The 15,196-nt window shown below is 60.1% G+C and carries 17 protein-coding genes; 8 read left to right on the top strand and 9 right to left on the bottom strand.

Annotation, left to right across the window (positions count from 1 at the left end; translation table 11 throughout):
- Positions 1–8: 8 nt before the first annotated feature.
- Positions 9–731, bottom strand: a complete 723-nt coding sequence (locus A7317_RS07625) for a glycerophosphodiester phosphodiesterase (RefSeq protein WP_024074094.1) — start codon at positions 729–731, stop codon at positions 9–11.
- A 43-nt stretch (positions 732–774) separates the two neighbouring features.
- On the bottom strand, positions 775–1,359 hold the full coding sequence (locus tag A7317_RS07620) for a PilZ domain-containing protein (RefSeq protein ID WP_024074095.1): 585 nt from the start codon (positions 1,357–1,359) through the stop codon (positions 775–777).
- A 94-nt stretch (positions 1,360–1,453) separates the two neighbouring features.
- Between A7317_RS07620 and A7317_RS07615 the strand changes: the two genes are divergently transcribed.
- From A7317_RS07615 to A7317_RS07605, 3 genes are read left to right on the top strand one after another with little or no spacing between them, the layout of a single operon-like run.
- Positions 1,454–2,704: a lipoprotein-releasing ABC transporter permease subunit gene (locus tag A7317_RS07615; protein ID WP_024074096.1), complete on the top strand. Its 1,251-nt coding sequence runs from the start codon at positions 1,454–1,456 to the stop codon at positions 2,702–2,704.
- Positions 2,705–2,711: 7 nt separating this feature from the next.
- Positions 2,712–3,395 carry a lipoprotein-releasing ABC transporter ATP-binding protein LolD gene (gene lolD, locus A7317_RS07610; RefSeq protein WP_024074097.1) on the top strand — a complete coding sequence of 228 codons (684 nt, stop codon included), beginning with the start codon at positions 2,712–2,714 and terminating at the stop codon, positions 3,393–3,395.
- A 60-nt stretch (positions 3,396–3,455) separates the two neighbouring features.
- Complete coding sequence (locus tag A7317_RS07605; RefSeq protein WP_024074098.1) at positions 3,456–4,700, top strand: lipoprotein-releasing ABC transporter permease subunit; 1,245 nt, start codon at positions 3,456–3,458, stop codon at positions 4,698–4,700.
- Positions 4,701–4,753: 53 nt separating this feature from the next.
- Here A7317_RS07605 and A7317_RS07600 read toward each other — a convergent pair whose 3' ends face one another.
- Positions 4,754–6,109: a heavy metal sensor histidine kinase gene (locus tag A7317_RS07600; RefSeq protein ID WP_069077373.1), complete on the bottom strand. Its 1,356-nt coding sequence runs from the start codon at positions 6,107–6,109 to the stop codon at positions 4,754–4,756.
- Positions 6,106–6,786, bottom strand: coding sequence for a heavy metal response regulator transcription factor (locus A7317_RS07595; protein WP_024074100.1), 681 nt, complete (start codon positions 6,784–6,786; stop codon positions 6,106–6,108). The genes A7317_RS07600 and A7317_RS07595 overlap by 4 nt, the downstream gene beginning before the upstream one ends.
- A gap of 156 nt (positions 6,787–6,942) precedes the next feature.
- On the opposite strand from A7317_RS07595, the gene A7317_RS07590 reads away from it, so the two are divergent.
- Both A7317_RS07590 and queF read left to right on the top strand, forming a co-directional pair.
- On the top strand, positions 6,943–7,482 hold the full coding sequence (locus A7317_RS07590; protein ID WP_069075496.1) for a cupredoxin domain-containing protein: 540 nt from the start codon (positions 6,943–6,945) through the stop codon (positions 7,480–7,482).
- A gap of 65 nt (positions 7,483–7,547) precedes the next feature.
- A complete protein-coding gene (gene queF / locus A7317_RS07585) occupies positions 7,548–8,378 on the top strand; it encodes an NADPH-dependent 7-cyano-7-deazaguanine reductase QueF (protein WP_024074102.1) in 831 nt (276 codons plus the stop codon).
- Positions 8,379–8,514: 136 nt separating this feature from the next.
- On the opposite strand, the gene A7317_RS07580 is transcribed toward queF, so the two are convergent.
- Together A7317_RS07580 and A7317_RS07575 are read right to left on the bottom strand one after the other, a co-directional pair.
- A complete protein-coding gene (locus A7317_RS07580) occupies positions 8,515–8,781 on the bottom strand; it encodes a DUF4404 family protein (protein ID WP_069075495.1) in 267 nt (88 codons plus the stop codon).
- Between the two features lie 110 nt (positions 8,782–8,891).
- Complete coding sequence (locus tag A7317_RS07575) at positions 8,892–9,500, bottom strand: phosphatase (RefSeq protein WP_024074104.1); 609 nt, start codon at positions 9,498–9,500, stop codon at positions 8,892–8,894.
- Positions 9,501–9,696: 196 nt separating this feature from the next.
- On the opposite strand from A7317_RS07575, the gene A7317_RS07570 reads away from it, so the two are divergent.
- Positions 9,697–10,386, top strand: coding sequence for a VacJ family lipoprotein (locus A7317_RS07570; protein ID WP_024074105.1), 690 nt, complete (start codon positions 9,697–9,699; stop codon positions 10,384–10,386).
- Between the two features lie 61 nt (positions 10,387–10,447).
- Here A7317_RS07570 and A7317_RS07565 read toward each other — a convergent pair whose 3' ends face one another.
- Complete coding sequence (locus A7317_RS07565; protein ID WP_024074106.1) at positions 10,448–10,744, bottom strand: PilZ domain-containing protein; 297 nt, start codon at positions 10,742–10,744, stop codon at positions 10,448–10,450.
- Positions 10,745–11,021: 277 nt separating this feature from the next.
- Between A7317_RS07565 and rssB the strand changes: the two genes are divergently transcribed.
- On the top strand, positions 11,022–12,203 hold the full coding sequence (rssB, locus tag A7317_RS07560; RefSeq protein WP_069075494.1) for a two-component system response regulator RssB: 1,182 nt from the start codon (positions 11,022–11,024) through the stop codon (positions 12,201–12,203).
- Positions 12,203–12,685, top strand: coding sequence for an anti-sigma factor antagonist RssC (rssC, locus tag A7317_RS07555; RefSeq protein WP_024074108.1), 483 nt, complete (start codon positions 12,203–12,205; stop codon positions 12,683–12,685). Before rssB ends, rssC begins: the two co-directional genes overlap by 1 nt.
- 179 nt (positions 12,686–12,864) lie before the next feature.
- On the opposite strand, the gene tal is transcribed toward rssC, so the two are convergent.
- Positions 12,865–13,791 (bottom strand): transaldolase, encoded by a 927-nt coding sequence (tal, locus tag A7317_RS07550; RefSeq protein ID WP_024074109.1) that lies wholly within the window; start codon positions 13,789–13,791, stop codon positions 12,865–12,867.
- Between the two features lie 311 nt (positions 13,792–14,102).
- The gene (gene dusA / locus A7317_RS07545; protein ID WP_069075493.1) at positions 14,103–15,113 is read right to left on the bottom strand and encodes a tRNA dihydrouridine(20/20a) synthase DusA; all 1,011 of its coding nucleotides are present in this window, start codon (positions 15,111–15,113) and stop codon (positions 14,103–14,105) included.
- Positions 15,114–15,196: the final 83 nt, after the last annotated feature.

Genomic DNA, 15,196 nt, shown 5'->3' with positions numbered 1-15,196 from the left:
GACCGATTTCAGTAATTCTCGAGGGTGGCAGTGGCCAAACCGGGAAAGTCTGTAATCAGGCTATCTACGCCGAAGTCGGCGAGCCTGCGCATCAGCGCAGGTTCGTTGACTGTCCACACGGACACGTGCAAACCCTGGCGCTGGGCTTTTTCCAGGCGTTCGGGGGTGCACAACGTCCAGTTCAATGCCAGAAACTCACAGCCGTAGTTTTGCGCGACCTTCAAAGGATCGAGCCAGGCGTACTCCGCCACCAGCCCGCGTGACAGGTCTGGGGTGAGTTCAACCGCCGCTTTTAATACTTCCCGCGAGCTTGAGGTCACGGTGACCTTGTCCATGATGCCGAAACGCACGGCCATTTCTCGAATCGCCAGCACGGTGGTCGCGGCGCGGGTGCGCGAGGCACTTTTGACTTCCAGTTGCCAGTGATCGAAGTCGCACTTTTCAAATAGCTCCTCCAGGCGCGGGATCGGGCACGGGTTGACCCAGCCGGGGCCGCCTTTGCGCGCGTCCATCTTCGTAAGGTCTGCCGCCGAATACTCGACGACTTTGCCACGCCGGTCGGTGGTGCGCTTGAGGGTTGGGTCGTGGATGACCATCAGCTCACCGTCCATGGACAGGTGCAAATCCAGTTCGCAGCGGCGTACACCGTGCTTGAGGCACTGCTGGAAGCTGGTCAGGGTATTTTCCGGTGCTTCGCCTTTGGCTCCGCGGTGGCCGTAGATCAGGGTCACAGTTGCTCCTTTACGCCAGGTTTTCTGGCAGGGTCATACGAATTCAGGTGTCTTTGGCGTCGCTTTGTTCCCGCGCCAGGCGGCGTTCCTGTGCCTGCTTCTGCAGGATATAGCGCGCCAGCAATTGGCGTTGGGCATCGGTCATGGATTCGAATTCCGTGCCCACGTCAAAACCGTCGCCCTTGGGGTCGCAATGGGTAACGCGCGCGCGCAGCAGCAGGCCGAGTGCCTGGGGCATCAGCACCAGCTTGACTGCCAGGTGAGCGCCGATGGCGAGGGGCGTGGGGTGCTGGAAGTCGATCCCGCCTTCGGAAATGATCACCGGCTGTGGGGCGCCGACTTCATCGCGCAAGCTTTGCGCCATGATTTGGCTAAGCAGGTCCAGGCGTTTGTTCTGGACTTTGAGGAAGGCCGCGAGGGTACGATCTTTATCACTGAGCTGACGTAACAGGTGCTGGGCTTCGAATTCGCTCAGGTGCAGTTCACTGAGCAGATTGAATAGTGGGGAAGCATCCAGCAACACTTCCTTGCTCGCCGCTTCCGGGGCAGACAGGCTTTTGATTTGAAGTGCGATCATGTCGTCGATACGGTAGTATTCGCGGCGCTCTTCTTCATCTAATGTCGACATGGCGAACCCCAGGTAACGGTAATGGTCTGAGTGTAAAGCTGCTTACCAGACCCCGCCACCGGGACGTCTTCTTTTCCTCCGAACAAGCCCCGACATGTTCAGACCTCTCTTCGTATTTATCGGCACGCGTTATACCCGTGCAAAGCGTCGCAATCATTTTGTGTCGTTTATTTCCTTGACCTCGATGATCGGTCTCGCCCTCGGCGTGGTCGTGATGATCGTGGTGCTGTCGGTGATGAACGGCTTCGATCATGAGATGCGTACCCGCGTGCTGGGCATGGTGCCCCACGCCACCATCGAGTCGGGTGAACCGATCAGCGACTGGCAAAGCCTGGCCGACAAGGTCAAGCAGAACCCCGAGGTGCTGGCGGTTGCGCCGTTCACCCAGATGCAGGGGCTGCTGACCAACGACGGCAAGGTGCAGAAGATCCTGCTCAATGGCATCGATCCGGTCCAGGAACGCAAGGTCTCGATCATCGACAAGTTCATGTTGCAGGGCAAACTGGACGACTTGTCGCCCGGCAGCTTTGGCATCGTGATCGGTGACAAGGCTGCGGCCAAGCTGGGCGTGGGCATTGGCGACAAGCTGACCTTCGTCGCCCCGGAAGTCACCGTGACTCCCGCCGGCATGTTCCCGCGCATGAAGCGCTTTACCGTGGTGGGCACCTTCCACGTCGGCGCCGGCGAGATTGACGGTTATCTCGGCCTGACCAACCTCACCGACCTGGCTCGCCTGCAACGTTGGCAGCCAGACCAGGTGCAGGGCCTGCGCCTGAAGTTCAACGACCTGTTCGACGCACCGCGCGGCGCCTGGGAAATCGCCCAGCACCTGGGCGAAAGCCAGTACTACGCCCGCGACTGGACCCGTACCCACGGCAACCTGTACCAGGCCATCCGCATGGAAAAAGCCATGATCGGCCTGCTGCTGCTGCTGATCGTCGCTGTTGCGGCCTTCAACATCATCTCCACCCTGGTGATGGTGGTGAACGACAAGAAGGGCGATATCGCTATCTTGCGGACGCTGGGTGCCACGCCGGGGCAGATCATGGCGATCTTCATGGTTCAGGGCACGGTGATCGGCGTGGTCGGCACCTTGATCGGTACCGTCGTCGGGATCTTGGCCGCGCTGAATGTCAGCGCCGCCATCGCCGGTCTGGAAACCCTGATCGGCCACAAGTTTCTCAACGCTGACGTCTACTTCATCGACTACTTGCCGTCCCAGGTTCAGGCCCCGGACGTGCTGATGGTCGGCGGCGCCGCGTTGGTCCTGAGTTTCCTTGCCACCCTGTATCCAGCCTGGCGCGCGGCACGTACCCAGCCAGCACAGGCCTTACGTTATGAGTGAATCGGGCATGAGTGAAAAAGCAATCCTGAGCTGCCGCAACCTGGGCAAATCCTACGAGGAAGGCCCGGAATCGGTTGTGGTGCTGTCCAACCTGCAACTTGAACTGCACCCCGGCGAGCGCGTGGCAATCGTCGGCAGTTCCGGTTCCGGCAAAAGTACCTTGCTTAACCTGTTGGGCGGCCTCGATACGCCGTCCCAGGGCAGCGTATGGCTGGCCGGCGAAGAGTTGTCTGCCTTGAATGAAAAGGCCCGTGGCCAACTGCGCAATCGCTCCCTGGGCTTTGTGTACCAGTTCCACCACCTGCTGCCGGAATTCACCGCCCTGGAAAACGTGTGCATGCCGTTGTTGATCGGCAAGACCGCGATCCCGGAAGCACGCCAGCGGGCCAAGGCCCTGTTGGAGCGCGTCGGCCTTGGCCACCGCCTGGAGCACAAACCGGCCGAATTGTCCGGTGGCGAGCGTCAGCGTGTGGCGATTGCCCGTGCCCTGGTGAACAACCCAGGCCTGGTGATGCTCGACGAGCCCACCGGCAACCTCGACTCCCACACCGCCCAGGGCATCAAGGACTTGATGCTGGAGCTGAGCACCCAGATGCGCACCGCGTTCCTGGTGGTGACCCATGACATGAGCATGGCCCGGCAGATGGACCGCGTATTGCACCTGCAGGAAGGTCATCTGGTCGCCATCTGACCTGTTTCAAGCCTGGCGCCGGGCGCCGGGCTTTTTCATTTTTTCAGGCGGTGCAAGCGAATGTTCAGACCGTTATCGATTTTCATCGGCACGCGCTATACCCGCGCCAAGCGCCGCAACCGTTTTGTTTCGTTTATCTCGATGACCTCGATGATCGGCCTCGCCTTGGGCGTGCTGGCGATGATCGTGGTGTTGTCGGTGATGAATGGCTTCCAGCGTGAAATGAGCTCGCGCATCCTCGGCATGGTGCCCCACGCGACTATCGTCGGCGTGAACCCGATCGACGATTGGCAGCCGGTGGCCGCCGCCGCGATGAAGAATCCCGAAGTGACTGCCGCCGTACCGTTCACACAGATGGATGGTATGTTTTCCTACAAGGGGGCGATGCAGCCGATCGAGATCAGTGGCGTCGACCCGGCCCAGGAAGGCAAGGTGTCGATCGTGGCCCAGCATATCGTCAAGGGCAAACTGGAAGACCTGAAGCCCGGCGAGTTTGGCGTGGTGGTGGGGGAGATCACCGCGCGGCGTTTTCGCCTGAACGTGGGTGACAAGCTGACCCTGATCGTTCCGGAAATCAGCAGCGCGCCAGGTGGCATCACGCCGCGCATGCAGCGTTTGAATGTGGTCGGCATCTTCAAGGTCGGCGCCGAGCTGGATGGCTCCATGGCCTTGATCCATATGGCCGACGCCGCGGAAATCCAGCATTGGCAGCCGAACCAGGTGCAGAGCGTGCGCCTGGCGGTGAAGGACTTGTACGCAGCGCCCAAGGTGTCGGCGGACATTGCCAGCAGCCTGGGCGCGGCCTACAAGGCTGACGACTGGACCCACACCCAGGGCAGCCTGTTCAGTGCGATGAAAATGGAAAAGACCATGATCGGCCTGCTGTTGCTGATGATCGTCGCCGTGGCCGCGTTCAATATCATCGCCACGCTGATCATGGTGGTGAACGATAAGGGCGCGGACATCGCGATCCTGCGCACCATCGGCGCCACGCCAGGGCAGATCATGGCGATTTTCATGGTGCAGGGTACCGTGATCGGGATCGTGGGTACCTTGATCGGTGGCGTGTTGGGGGTGATTGCGGCACTGAACGTCAGTGAGCTGGTGGGCTGGCTGGAGCGGGTAACCGGGCAGCATATCTTCAGTTCAGACGTGTATTTCGTCAGTAACCTGCCTTCAGAACTGCAAGGTGGGGATGTGTTGTTGATTTGCTCGGCAGGGTTTGTGTTGAGCTTTTTGGCGACGATTTACCCGGCGTATCGGGCGGCGAAGATTGAGCCGGCGCATGCCCTGAGGTATTCGTAATATTCAAGACTGCTATCGGGGGCTTGCCCCCGATAACGTCGGTACAGCGTGCATCAATCTCCGGCAGGCAACTCAATCACAAACCTTGTCCACCCCGCCTCAGACTCACAATAAATCCTCCCCCCATGCGCCCGCACAATCGACTGGGTAAGCGCCAGCCCCAGCCCCGCATGTTCGCTGCTGCCTTCATGCCGCGCCGGGTCCGCTCGGTAGAACCGGTCGAACAACCGCGGTAATACGTCCGCCGGTATGCCTTCGCCGCTGTTCTCCACTGTCAGCGTCACGCCTTGTGCACCTTCCTCCAGATGCACCCGCACCTCGCCGCCCGCCGGCGTAAAGCGCAGCGCGTTATCCAACAGATTCGACAATGCCCGGCGCAGCATGCCGCGATCGCCGGTGGTGTGGGCCGTTCCCTCGCGCACCAGGCTGACCTGCGCGTCTTCCGCCAGCAAGACGAAGAACTCCAGCAGCGCATCCACTTCGTCCGCCAACCTCAACGGCTCGCGCTTGGGCGTCAGCAACCCATGATCAGCCTTGGCCAGGTACAGCATGTCATTCACCAGCTGCGCCATCCATTGCAGCTCTTCCAGATTGCTGTGCAGCGCTTCGCGGTAGTCCTCCAGCGGGCGCGGCTGGGTCAGGATGACTTGGGTCTGGGTCAACAGGTTCGACAGGGGCGTGCGCAGTTCATGGGCAATGTCGGCGGAGAAGGCCGAGAGGCGTTGGAATGCATCGTCCAGGCGGCCGAGCATGGCGTTGAAGGCCTGGGCCAGTTCCGCCAGTTCCACCGGCATCTGCTGCTGGGGCAGGCGTTGGGTCAGGGAGTGGGCCGACACGCCGGCGGCCACTTCACTCATGCGCCGCAAGGGGCGCAAGCCACTGCGCGCGGCCCAGGCGCCGAGCAGTGCGGTGGCCAGGGCCGAGAGGCTGACGGTGAGCCAGATCAAATGTTGCATGCGTTGCAGGAAGTGCTGGTGGTGGGTGATGTCGAGCATCAGGCTCAGTTGCGGTGAGTCGGGTTGGCCCGGGCTCAGTGGCGCGTTGTACACACGGTAGTCGGTTCCGGCGTTTTGCAGGCTGTACAGGCCAGGCTTCTCGGGCAGGGGGATGTTAGGCGTGCCGTCAAACCAGCGCTGGCCAGTGGCACTGATACGCAAGGCGAGGTCGGGTTGGCGGTTGAGTTCGGCGCGCAGTTGCGCTTCGCGTTGTACGAATGACTGCACGGAGTCGACGCCCTGCAAGGTGCTGCGCAGCGCGACCAACTTGCTGTCGAGCAGTTGCTGGTCCAGCTCGACGAAGTGCGCTTCGCTGGCCTGGTTGAACAGCACCCCGGCAATCAACGAGACCACGGCGGTGCAGGCGGCAAACAGCAGGGCCAGCCGACTGGCCAGGGACAGGCGCTTGATCAACTGCATCGTTCTTCCAGTACATAACCCATGCCGCGCACGGTGTGGATCAGCTTGGTGGGGAAGTTGTCGTCGATTTTCAGGCGCAAGCGGCGGATCGCGACTTCGATGATGTTGGTGTCGCTGTCGAAGTTCATGTCCCACACCTGGGAAGCGATCAGCGACTTGGGCAGCACTTCGCCCTGACGGCGCAGCAGCAGTTCGAGCAGGGCGAATTCCTTGGCGGTGAGGTCGATGCGCTGGCCGCTTCGCTCAACCCGGCGGCGGATCAGGTCCAGGCGCAGGTCGGCCAGTTGCAGTGCGGTGTCCTGGGGGGCGCTGCTGCCACGGCGTAACAGGCTGCGCACCCGCGCCAGCAGTTCGGAGAAGGCGAATGGCTTGACCAGGTAGTCGTCAGCGCCCAGTTCCAGGCCGTGTACCCGGTCTTCCACCGTGTCGCGGGCGGTGAGGAACAGCACCGGGATATCCAGGCCGGCGCTGCGTACCGCCTGCAGGATCTGCCAGCCATCGCGACCGGGCAGCATCACATCGAGGATCAACAGGTCGTAGTCGCCCGTCAGTGCCAGGTGCTGGCCGCTGGTGCCGTCGGCCACCAACTCGGTGGTAAAACCGGCCTCGGCCAGGCCTTGGCGCAGGTATTGGCCGGTCTTGGGTTGGTCTTCGACGATCAGCAGTTTCATGGGCAGCTCTTGGCAGCGGGTCACGACGGGCTTTATACCGCGCTTGGCAGGGCAGGGGCGCAACCTGACAAAGTTGTAATCTAGCAGTCAGCTGGCTGGCAGCGAGGTCATCTTAGAGTGCTATCCAGGCTGATCCCACACCTTTGGAGAATTGAGATGGTATTGCGTAACCCCCTGTTGTTAGCGGGCTGCCTGTTGGCTTTGAGTTTCGGGGCGGCGGCTGAAACGGCTCACACCTATGCATTTGGCCAGCCAGCGGCTGCCGACAAGGCCACGCGCACCGTGGAAGTTACATTGCAGGATATTTCCTTTTCGCCCAAGTCGTTGGACGTAAAGGCCGGTGAGACCGTGCGCTTTGTGCTGGTCAACAAGGGCCAGTTGCTCCACGAATTCAACCTGGGTGATGCAGCGATGCATGCCGAGCATCAGAAGGAAATGCTACAGATGCAGGCCAGCGGCATGCTGAATGCCACCGGTATGGGCAAGATGGATCACAGCGCCATGGGGCACGGTGATATGGGCGGCATGAGTGGTATGGGGGGCATGAAGCACGATGACCCTAACAGCGTGCTGGTCGAGCCCGGCAAAACCGCCGAGCTGACCTGGACGTTCACCAAGGCCACTGGCCTGGAGTTCGCCTGCAACATACCCGGGCATTACCAGGCGGGCATGGTCGGCAAGCTCAACGTCGAATGAGCGCTTGTTAAGGGCGGGGGCAAAGGCTGGTAGACTGGCGCGGTTTATTTAGCCAGGTTTCCGCCATGCATCCCGCTGCCGAACATTCGCCGCTGGGCAAGTCCAGTGAATACATCTCCACCTACACCCCTTCGTTGCTGTTCCCGATTCCGCGCGCCGCCAAGTGGGCCGAACTGGGCCTGAGCGCCGAGACCCTGCCGTACAAAGGCGTGGACTTCTGGAACTGCTTCGAATTGTCCTGGCTGCTGCCCTCGGGCAAGCCGGTGGTGGCCATCGGTGAATTCAGTATTCCGGCTGACTCGCCGAATATCATCGAGTCCAAGTCCTTCAAGCTGTACCTCAACTCGCTGAACCAGACCGCGTTTGCCGACACGCAGAGCCTGGAAGCCACGTTGCGCACCGATCTCAGCGCCGCAGCCGGCAAACCGGTGGGCGTGCGCATCCGCAGCCTGGGCGAGGTGGAAGCCGAAGGCGTGGTGGCCCTGCCGGGCACTTGCATCGATGATCTGGATATCAGCGTCAGCAACTACGAGCACCCGCGCCCGGAACTGCTGCGTTGCGACGATTCGCGTGTGGTGGAGGAAAGTGTGCACAGCCACTTGCTCAAATCCAACTGCCCGGTCACCAGCCAGCCCGATTGGGGCAGCGTGGCGGTGGAATATCGGGGGGCGGCGCTGGATCACGCCAGCCTGTTGGAATATCTGGTGAGCTTTCGCCAACACTCAGATTTCCATGAGCAGTGCGTGGAGCGGATCTTTCTCGACCTGCAGCGTTTGCTCAAGCCAGAGAAGCTGACGGTGTATGCGCGCTATGTGCGGCGGGGTGGGTTGGATATCAATCCGTACCGCAGTACTGAGGATGTGGCGTTCCAGAACGTGCGCCTGGCGCGCCAGTAACCTTCACAGTAAACAAGTGTGGGAGGGGGCTTGCTCCCGATAGCAGTGGGTCAGGCACAGAGACTGTGACTGACACTCCGCTATCGGGAGCAAGCCCCCTCCCACATTTTGGTTCTACGTGTGGCTTTGGGCCGGTTTAAATGCCGATGTTGCCCAAGGTGATCACGATATTGCGCAACGTACCCGCGATGCCTGGATGGTCCAACTCGAAACCTTCCACTGCACGGTTCACATCGTCAGCGATGCTGGGTGGCTGGGTGGCCGGTTCCAGCTCCAGTTGTACTTCGAACTTGGCGAGCAAGGCTTCCAGCGCTTCACGTTTTTCGGCTGGCAGCGGCGGTTCCTGTTCCAGTTGCTCGCGCAGGATATTGACCTGTTCTTGCAATTTTTCGCGGGCAGGCATGGCGTTCTTCCTTTTATCGATAGGCACTGGCATAGACCACGGCACGCCGAGAAAGGTCTACGGACTGATCGGTAGATTAATCCACCGGGGCCGAATGTGCATGATCTCGATCAGGGCTTCTCGCCTTTGAGCTGGCGCAGGCTGATGTCCGCCAGGCAGGTGCCGAGCTCGCCGAGATGATCGATCACCGAATGCACCCCCAACCCATACAGTGCCACGGTAGCCTTGCCGCGCTTGTATTCGCGCTGCTGCTCGGTCAGCGCCTGCCATTGCTCGGGCGCCAGGCCGCACAGTGAACCGCAGGACGCCAGGCCGATGGTCCACAACCCGGCATTCAGGCCCGATTGCAGCAAGCGCGGCTCGCCGCTGACCAGCACGCAGCCTTCCAGGCGTGGGATATTCAATTCCATCAGCGCTTGCCAGCACGCATGGGGCGCCGGCCAGCGGATGGAGGAGGGGGATGCGGCCTTGACCCAATCGGGCAGGGCCGCAGCCAGCGGGGTGGTCACCGAGGGTGGCAATTCATCCAGCCAGGCGCAGGGCACGCCTTGCTCTTTCAGGCTGCGCAGAATCTTCAGCGCGCCGGGCGTAGCTTCGGAATGCGGGGAGAACGAATCGGTGCGTGCCTGGGAACCGAAATCCACCAGGCAGCCACTCAGGCCAAATAACACGGCAGTCAAGGCGGGAGCGGTGGCGACGGCAATTTCGGCGTGAGGCATTTCTACATCCCTGAAATAGCTCCAACGCTATCGGGGTGGGATGACAAGTCGATGACATTGGCGTTAATTGTAGGAAAATTGTCCATTTCAGAGCCTGTCGTTTCTTGGCAGCTGCCTAAATCCACACTTCCGTCATATACTGACGGCCTTATTCAGGGCATAGCGCCCATGACAGACCATTCAAGGAGCAAAAGCTATGCGCTGGAGCCACTACTTCGCTCAGTTGTCGGTGTGTGCCACTGTCCTGCTGGTGCCATTCGCCGCACAGGCAGCGTCGGAAGATGACCCATGGGAAAGCGTCAACCGCCCGATCTTCACTTTCAACGACACCGTTGATACCTACGCCCTCAAGCCATTGGCCCAGGGCTATCAGTTTGTGACCCCGCAATTCATGCAAGACGGCGTGCACAATTTCTTCCGCAACATCGGCGATGTCGGCAACCTGGCCAACAACGTGTTGCAGCTCAAGCCGCACGCCGCTGGCGTGGACACCGCTCGCTTGCTGATGAACACCACCTTCGGCGTGCTGGGCTTTATCGATGTCGGCACCAAAATGGGGCTCAAGCGCAGCGATGAAGACTTCGGCCAGACCCTGGGTTACTGGGGCGTGGGCAGTGGCCCATACGTGATGCTGCCGTTGCTGGGTCCAAGCACCCTGCGCGATGCGCCGTCCAAGTATGTGGACACCTACACCCAGCCATATCGCTATATGAACGATATCGGTTGGCGCAACAGCACCATGGGCCTGAATATCGTCGATACCCGCGCCAGCCTGCTCGAGAGCGAGAAGCTGATCACCGGCGACAAGTACACCTTTATTCGTAACGCCTACCTGCAGAACCGCGAGTTCAAGGTCAAGGACGGCAAGGTCGTCGACGACTTTTAAGCTGTGATATTTTGAAATGAAAAAAAGGCGACCCTGGCGGTCGCCTTTTTTATGTGCGGTTTCAGCGCATTTTCAAGATCTTAAGCCCCAGTTGTTGCTCTTCGCCTGCCGTTTTGGTCCATACCACTTCGGTGTCAGCCTCCAGGCCCTTGAGAGCCGCGTGCTCTGAATCAATGCGCACCGTGAGCAGGTCTCCCACGTTGAACTGGCGCGGTGCCTGCACCTGCATCCCGGAGCTGGAAAGGTCCACGCAAACCCCGGCAATCTCTTGCCCCGCGTGGATCAACGCCACGTCGGCATCCACTCGCATGCGGATGAAGTCGCGTTTTTCAGCGTAGTCGCGCTCGTATTCGCTCACAGCTTCCATCCTTACATTGTGTTGTGGTTTTAAGGGTTCTTATAACTCCCGGTGATTTGCGATGTAAAGACGCCCGGCGACCATCGGCATGAGCTTGAAACACCAGGCGGATGGGAGTACCGTCTGCGCCTTAGAAGGGCACCTCTGCTTTACAGTTGTGCGTGGGCAAAAAGCCTATGCTTTGTAGGACAGAGAGGCTAGAAAGCGAATCCAGTAGAGTGAGCCCGGCCTTTGCCGAGTCGCCTACGCCAACCTAATTCTGGCGCCGTTTGCCCACATGCAAAAAACCAGTGCCACGCTGCTGATAATCGATGACGACGAAGTAGTGCGCGCAAGCCTTGCGGCCTATTTGGAAGACAGTGGCTTCAGCGTCCTGCAGGCCAGCAATGGCCAACAGGGTCTCCAGGTATTCGAGAGCGACCAGCCCGACCTCGTGATCTGCGACCTGCGCATGCCCCAGATGGGCGGCCTCGAGCTGATCCGCCAGGTGACCGAGCGCGCCCCGCAGACGCCGGTGATTGTCGTGTCCGGCGCCGGGGTCATGAACGATGCTGTCGAGGCCTTGCGCCTGGGCGCCGCCGATTACCTGATCAAGCCCCTGGAAGACCTGGCGGTGCTGGAGCACTCGGTGCGTCGTGCCCTGGATCGTGCACGCCTGCTGCTGGAAAACCAGCGTTACCGCGAAAAGCTCGAAACCGCCAACCGTGAACTCGAAGCCAGCCTGAACCTGCTCCAGGAGGACCAGAACGCCGGTCGCCAGGTGCAGATGAACATGCTGCCGGTCAACCCCTGGACCATCGACGAGTTCAAGTTTGCGCACCAGATCATTCCGTCGTTGTACCTGTCGGGTGATTTTGTCGACTATTTCCGTGTCGACGAGCGCCGCGTGGCGTTCTACCTGGCCGATGTCTCTGGCCACGGTGCTTCCTCCGCTTTTGTGACCGTGTTGTTGAAATTCATGACCACACGGCTGTTGTTTGAATCCAAGCGCAATGGCACCTTGCCGGAGTTCACTCCCTCCGAGGTGCTGGGCCACATCAACCGAGGCTTGATCAGCTGCAAGCTGGGCAAGCACGTGACGATGGTGGGCGGCGTGATCGATGAAGAAACCGGTCTTTTGACCTACAGCATTGGTGGTCACCTGCCGATGCCGGTTTTGTACACACCTGACAGTGTGCGCTACCTGGAAGGACGGGGTCTGCCCGTTGGCTTGTTCAATGAAGCCACCTATGAAGACCACATCCTGGAGCTGCCACCGACCTTCAGCCTGACGCTGATGTCCGATGGCATCCTGGACCTTCTTCCAGAGCCTACACTCAAAGAGAAAGAAGCCGCCTTGCCCCAACGGGTCAAGTCGGCGGGCGGCAGCCTGGATGGCCTGCGGCAGGTTTTTGGATTGGCCACGCTAGGGGAGATGCCGGATGATATCGCCCTATTGGTGTTGAGCAGGAATCTTTGATGAGTACCGGAAGAATCCAATTCGCCGAGCAAGACGGGACCTTTGTCCTGAAGTTTGTCGGTGAAGTGCGCCTGACCTTGTGTTCGGCGCTGGATGCGACGATTGAGCGGATTTTCACAGCGCTGAACTTCTCGGCGATCGTGATCGATCTGACCGAAACCCGCAGTATCGATAGCACCACCCTTGGGCTGTTGGCCAAGTTGTCCATTCTGTCTCGGCAGAAGGTCGGCCTGTTGCCCACCGTCGTCACCACCCACGAAGACATCACCCGGCTGCTGCAGTCCATGGGCTTCGACCAGGTGTTCAACATCGTTGACCGCCCGATCCCTTGCCCGGAATGCCTCACCGACCTGCCGGTCCAGGACCAGTCCGAGGAGGTTGTGCGGGTCAAGGTACTGGAAGCGCACAAAATCCTGATGGGCCTCAACGAGTCCAACCGCGAAGCCTTCCACGACCTCGTCAACGCCCTCGAGCGTCACTGATCCCTCTGTAGGTGAGAGGGGGCTTGCCCCCGATAGCACAGTGTAAGGCCATGTATTCCTCGCTGACCCACCGCCATCGGGAGCCCCCCCTCCCACAGTTGAACTGAGATCGGCTTGCGATCGATACAAAAAAGGGCGGTACCCTCACGGGTACCGCCCTTTTTGCCGTCTCTGTCCGTTTACAGCTTGGCGGACAACAGCGCCTCAAGCTTCTCCTGGTCCCGAGCAAACTGACGAATACCCTCTGCCAGCTTCTCAGTCGCCATTGCATCCTCGTTGGACTCCCAACGGAACTGCGCTTCAGTCAAATGTACCCGCGCCTCTCCGGCATGGCCAGGCGACAACTTGCGCTCCAGCTTGCCTTCATCCGCCGCCAGCTTCTCCAACAGGTCCGGGCTGATCGTCAGGCGATCACACCCAGCCAACTCTTCGATCTGACTCAGGTTACGGAAGCTCGCCCCCATCACCACGGTCTTGTAGCCGTTGGCCTTGTAGTAGTTGTAGATGCGTGTCACCGACTGCACGCCAGGATCATCCGAGCCGGTGTAGTCGTTGCCATTGGCTTTCTTGTACCAATCGTAGATCCGGCCTACGAATGGCGAAATCAGGAACACACCCGCTTCCGCGCAAGCCACAGCCTGGGCAAACGAGAACAGCAGGGTCAGGTTGGTCTGGATGCCTTCTTTTTCGAGCTTCTCCGCCGCGCGGATGCCTTCCCAGGTGGAGGCGATCTTGATCAATACGCGGTCGCGGCCGACGCCGGCCTTGTCATACAGGTCGATCAGACGGTGCGCGCGCTTGAGTACGGCGTCAGTGTCGAACGACAGGCGGGCATCCACTTCGGTGGAAATACGGCCTGGTACCACTTTGAGAATCTCTTGACCCACCGCTACCGCAAACCGGTCGCTGGCCAGGCCGACATCACCGTTGCAGTCCTGCACACACTCATCCAGCAGCTTGGCATAGCCCGGAATCGACGCGGCTTTGAGCAGCAGGGAAGGGTTGGTGGTGGCGTCTTGCGGCTTGAGCTTGGCGAGGGTGGAAAAATCGCCGGTATCGGCTACGACGGTGGTGAACTGCTTGAGTTGTTCCAGCTTGGAAGTCATGGGCGTGCTCTGTCCTATGGGTCTGATGACATTACCCGAGCGCCGACAGGCGCTCAAGGGCGCAAATGCGTTCGATCGTTTGCGAGGGCAACAACCTGAAAACAGCCGTTTGAATGACGGGCCTTGCTGCTGAATAGGAGGCCAGAACGGCCCACAGGTTCAACCCAATTGCCCGATGACACTTGGATAGCGCCTTCATGCCAACTGACGCCTTCCCTGGTATGCACCGCACCCAATGTGGGAGGAGGCTTGCCCCCGATGGCAGTGTGTCAGTTCATCAATAACCAACCGACGCCCTGCAAGCTATCCAATCAACGCCCTTCCAACAACGCCCCAGCCTGATCCAACAATGCCAACGGATCCGCAGCCTTATGAATATCCACCGACAACAACTGCCTGAATCTGCGCGCCCCAGGGAAACCGGTGCCCAACCCCAACACATGCCGCGTCACATGATGCATCGCCCCACCCGCCGCCAAATGCTCAGCGATATAAGGCCGCAACTGCGCCAACGCCTCCGCCCGGCTGATCACCGGCGCTTCACTGCCAAACAACTGCTGATCCACCTCCGCCAGCAGATACGGATTGTGATAAGCCTCCCGGCCCAGCATCACCCCATCAAACGTCTGCAAATGTTCATGGCACTGCTCCAGCGTCTTGATGCCGCCGTTGAGAATAATCTCCAACTCAGCGAAGTCCTGCTTCAACTGCGCCGCCACGTCATAGCGCAAGGGTGGAATGTCGCGGTTCTCCTTTGGCGACAACCCTTCCAGAATCGCAATCCGAGCATGCACCGTAAAACTGCTGCAGCCCGCGTCCTTCACCGTCCCGACAAAGTCACACAACTCGGCATAACTGTCCCGCCCATTGATCCCGATACGGTGCTTGACCGTCACCGGAATCGACACCGCATCGCGCATCGCCTTCACACAATCGGCCACCAAGGCCGGGTGAGCCATCAGGATCGCGCCGATCATATTGTTCTGCACCCGATCGCTCGGGCAGCCGACATTCAGGTTCACTTCGTCGTAGCCAGCGGCCTCGGCCATACGGGCACAAGCGGCCAGGTCAGCGGGGACACTGCCGCCAAGCTGGAGCGCCAGAGGGTGCTCGGCTTCGTTATGGCGCAGGAAGCGGTCGTGGTCGCCATGGAGGATCGCGCCGGTGGTGACCATCTCGGTGTAGAGCAGGGCGTGCTTGGAGAGCAGGCGCAGGAAGAACCGGCAGTGACGGTCGGTCCAGTCCATCATGGGGGCAACGCTAAAGCGCCGAGACAGTGCGGGGCTTGATTCTGCTGGGCTAAAGCTCTGTTTTTGAACCATTTTACTCAACGTGTTTTTCGGCAGGGTTTAGGGCGTTTTCAGGCCGTTTTAGGGCTCGTTGGTAAGATGTACCACCCAAAAAC

This window comes from Pseudomonas fluorescens, from assembly GCF_001708445.1.
GTDB lineage: Bacteria > Pseudomonadota > Gammaproteobacteria > Pseudomonadales > Pseudomonadaceae > Aquipseudomonas > Aquipseudomonas gorinensis.
This window is presented reverse-complemented; position numbering and strand designations above follow the sequence as displayed.

Coding starts and splice junctions, on each gene's coding strand:
- tal (WP_024074109.1), bottom strand. CDS start 13,791: ATGACTTCCAAGCTGGAACAACTCAAGCAGTTCACCACCGTCGTAGCC.
- rssB (WP_069075494.1), top strand. CDS start 11,022: ATGCAAAAAACCAGTGCCACGCTGCTGATAATCGATGACGACGAAGTA.
- A7317_RS07580 (WP_069075495.1), bottom strand. CDS start 8,781: ATGCCTGCCCGCGAAAAATTGCAAGAACAGGTCAATATCCTGCGCGAG.
- A7317_RS07615 (WP_024074096.1), top strand. CDS start 1,454: ATGTTCAGACCTCTCTTCGTATTTATCGGCACGCGTTATACCCGTGCA.
- A7317_RS07575 (WP_024074104.1), bottom strand. CDS start 9,500: ATGCCTCACGCCGAAATTGCCGTCGCCACCGCTCCCGCCTTGACTGCC.
- queF (WP_024074102.1), top strand. CDS start 7,548: ATGCATCCCGCTGCCGAACATTCGCCGCTGGGCAAGTCCAGTGAATAC.
- A7317_RS07595 (WP_024074100.1), bottom strand. CDS start 6,786: ATGAAACTGCTGATCGTCGAAGACCAACCCAAGACCGGCCAATACCTG.
- A7317_RS07605 (WP_024074098.1), top strand. CDS start 3,456: ATGTTCAGACCGTTATCGATTTTCATCGGCACGCGCTATACCCGCGCC.
- rssC (WP_024074108.1), top strand. CDS start 12,203: ATGAGTACCGGAAGAATCCAATTCGCCGAGCAAGACGGGACCTTTGTC.
- lolD (WP_024074097.1), top strand. CDS start 2,712: ATGAGTGAAAAAGCAATCCTGAGCTGCCGCAACCTGGGCAAATCCTAC.
- A7317_RS07620 (WP_024074095.1), bottom strand. CDS start 1,359: ATGTCGACATTAGATGAAGAAGAGCGCCGCGAATACTACCGTATCGAC.
- dusA (WP_069075493.1), bottom strand. CDS start 15,113: ATGGTTCAAAAACAGAGCTTTAGCCCAGCAGAATCAAGCCCCGCACTG.
- A7317_RS07570 (WP_024074105.1), top strand. CDS start 9,697: ATGCGCTGGAGCCACTACTTCGCTCAGTTGTCGGTGTGTGCCACTGTC.
- A7317_RS07590 (WP_069075496.1), top strand. CDS start 6,943: ATGGTATTGCGTAACCCCCTGTTGTTAGCGGGCTGCCTGTTGGCTTTG.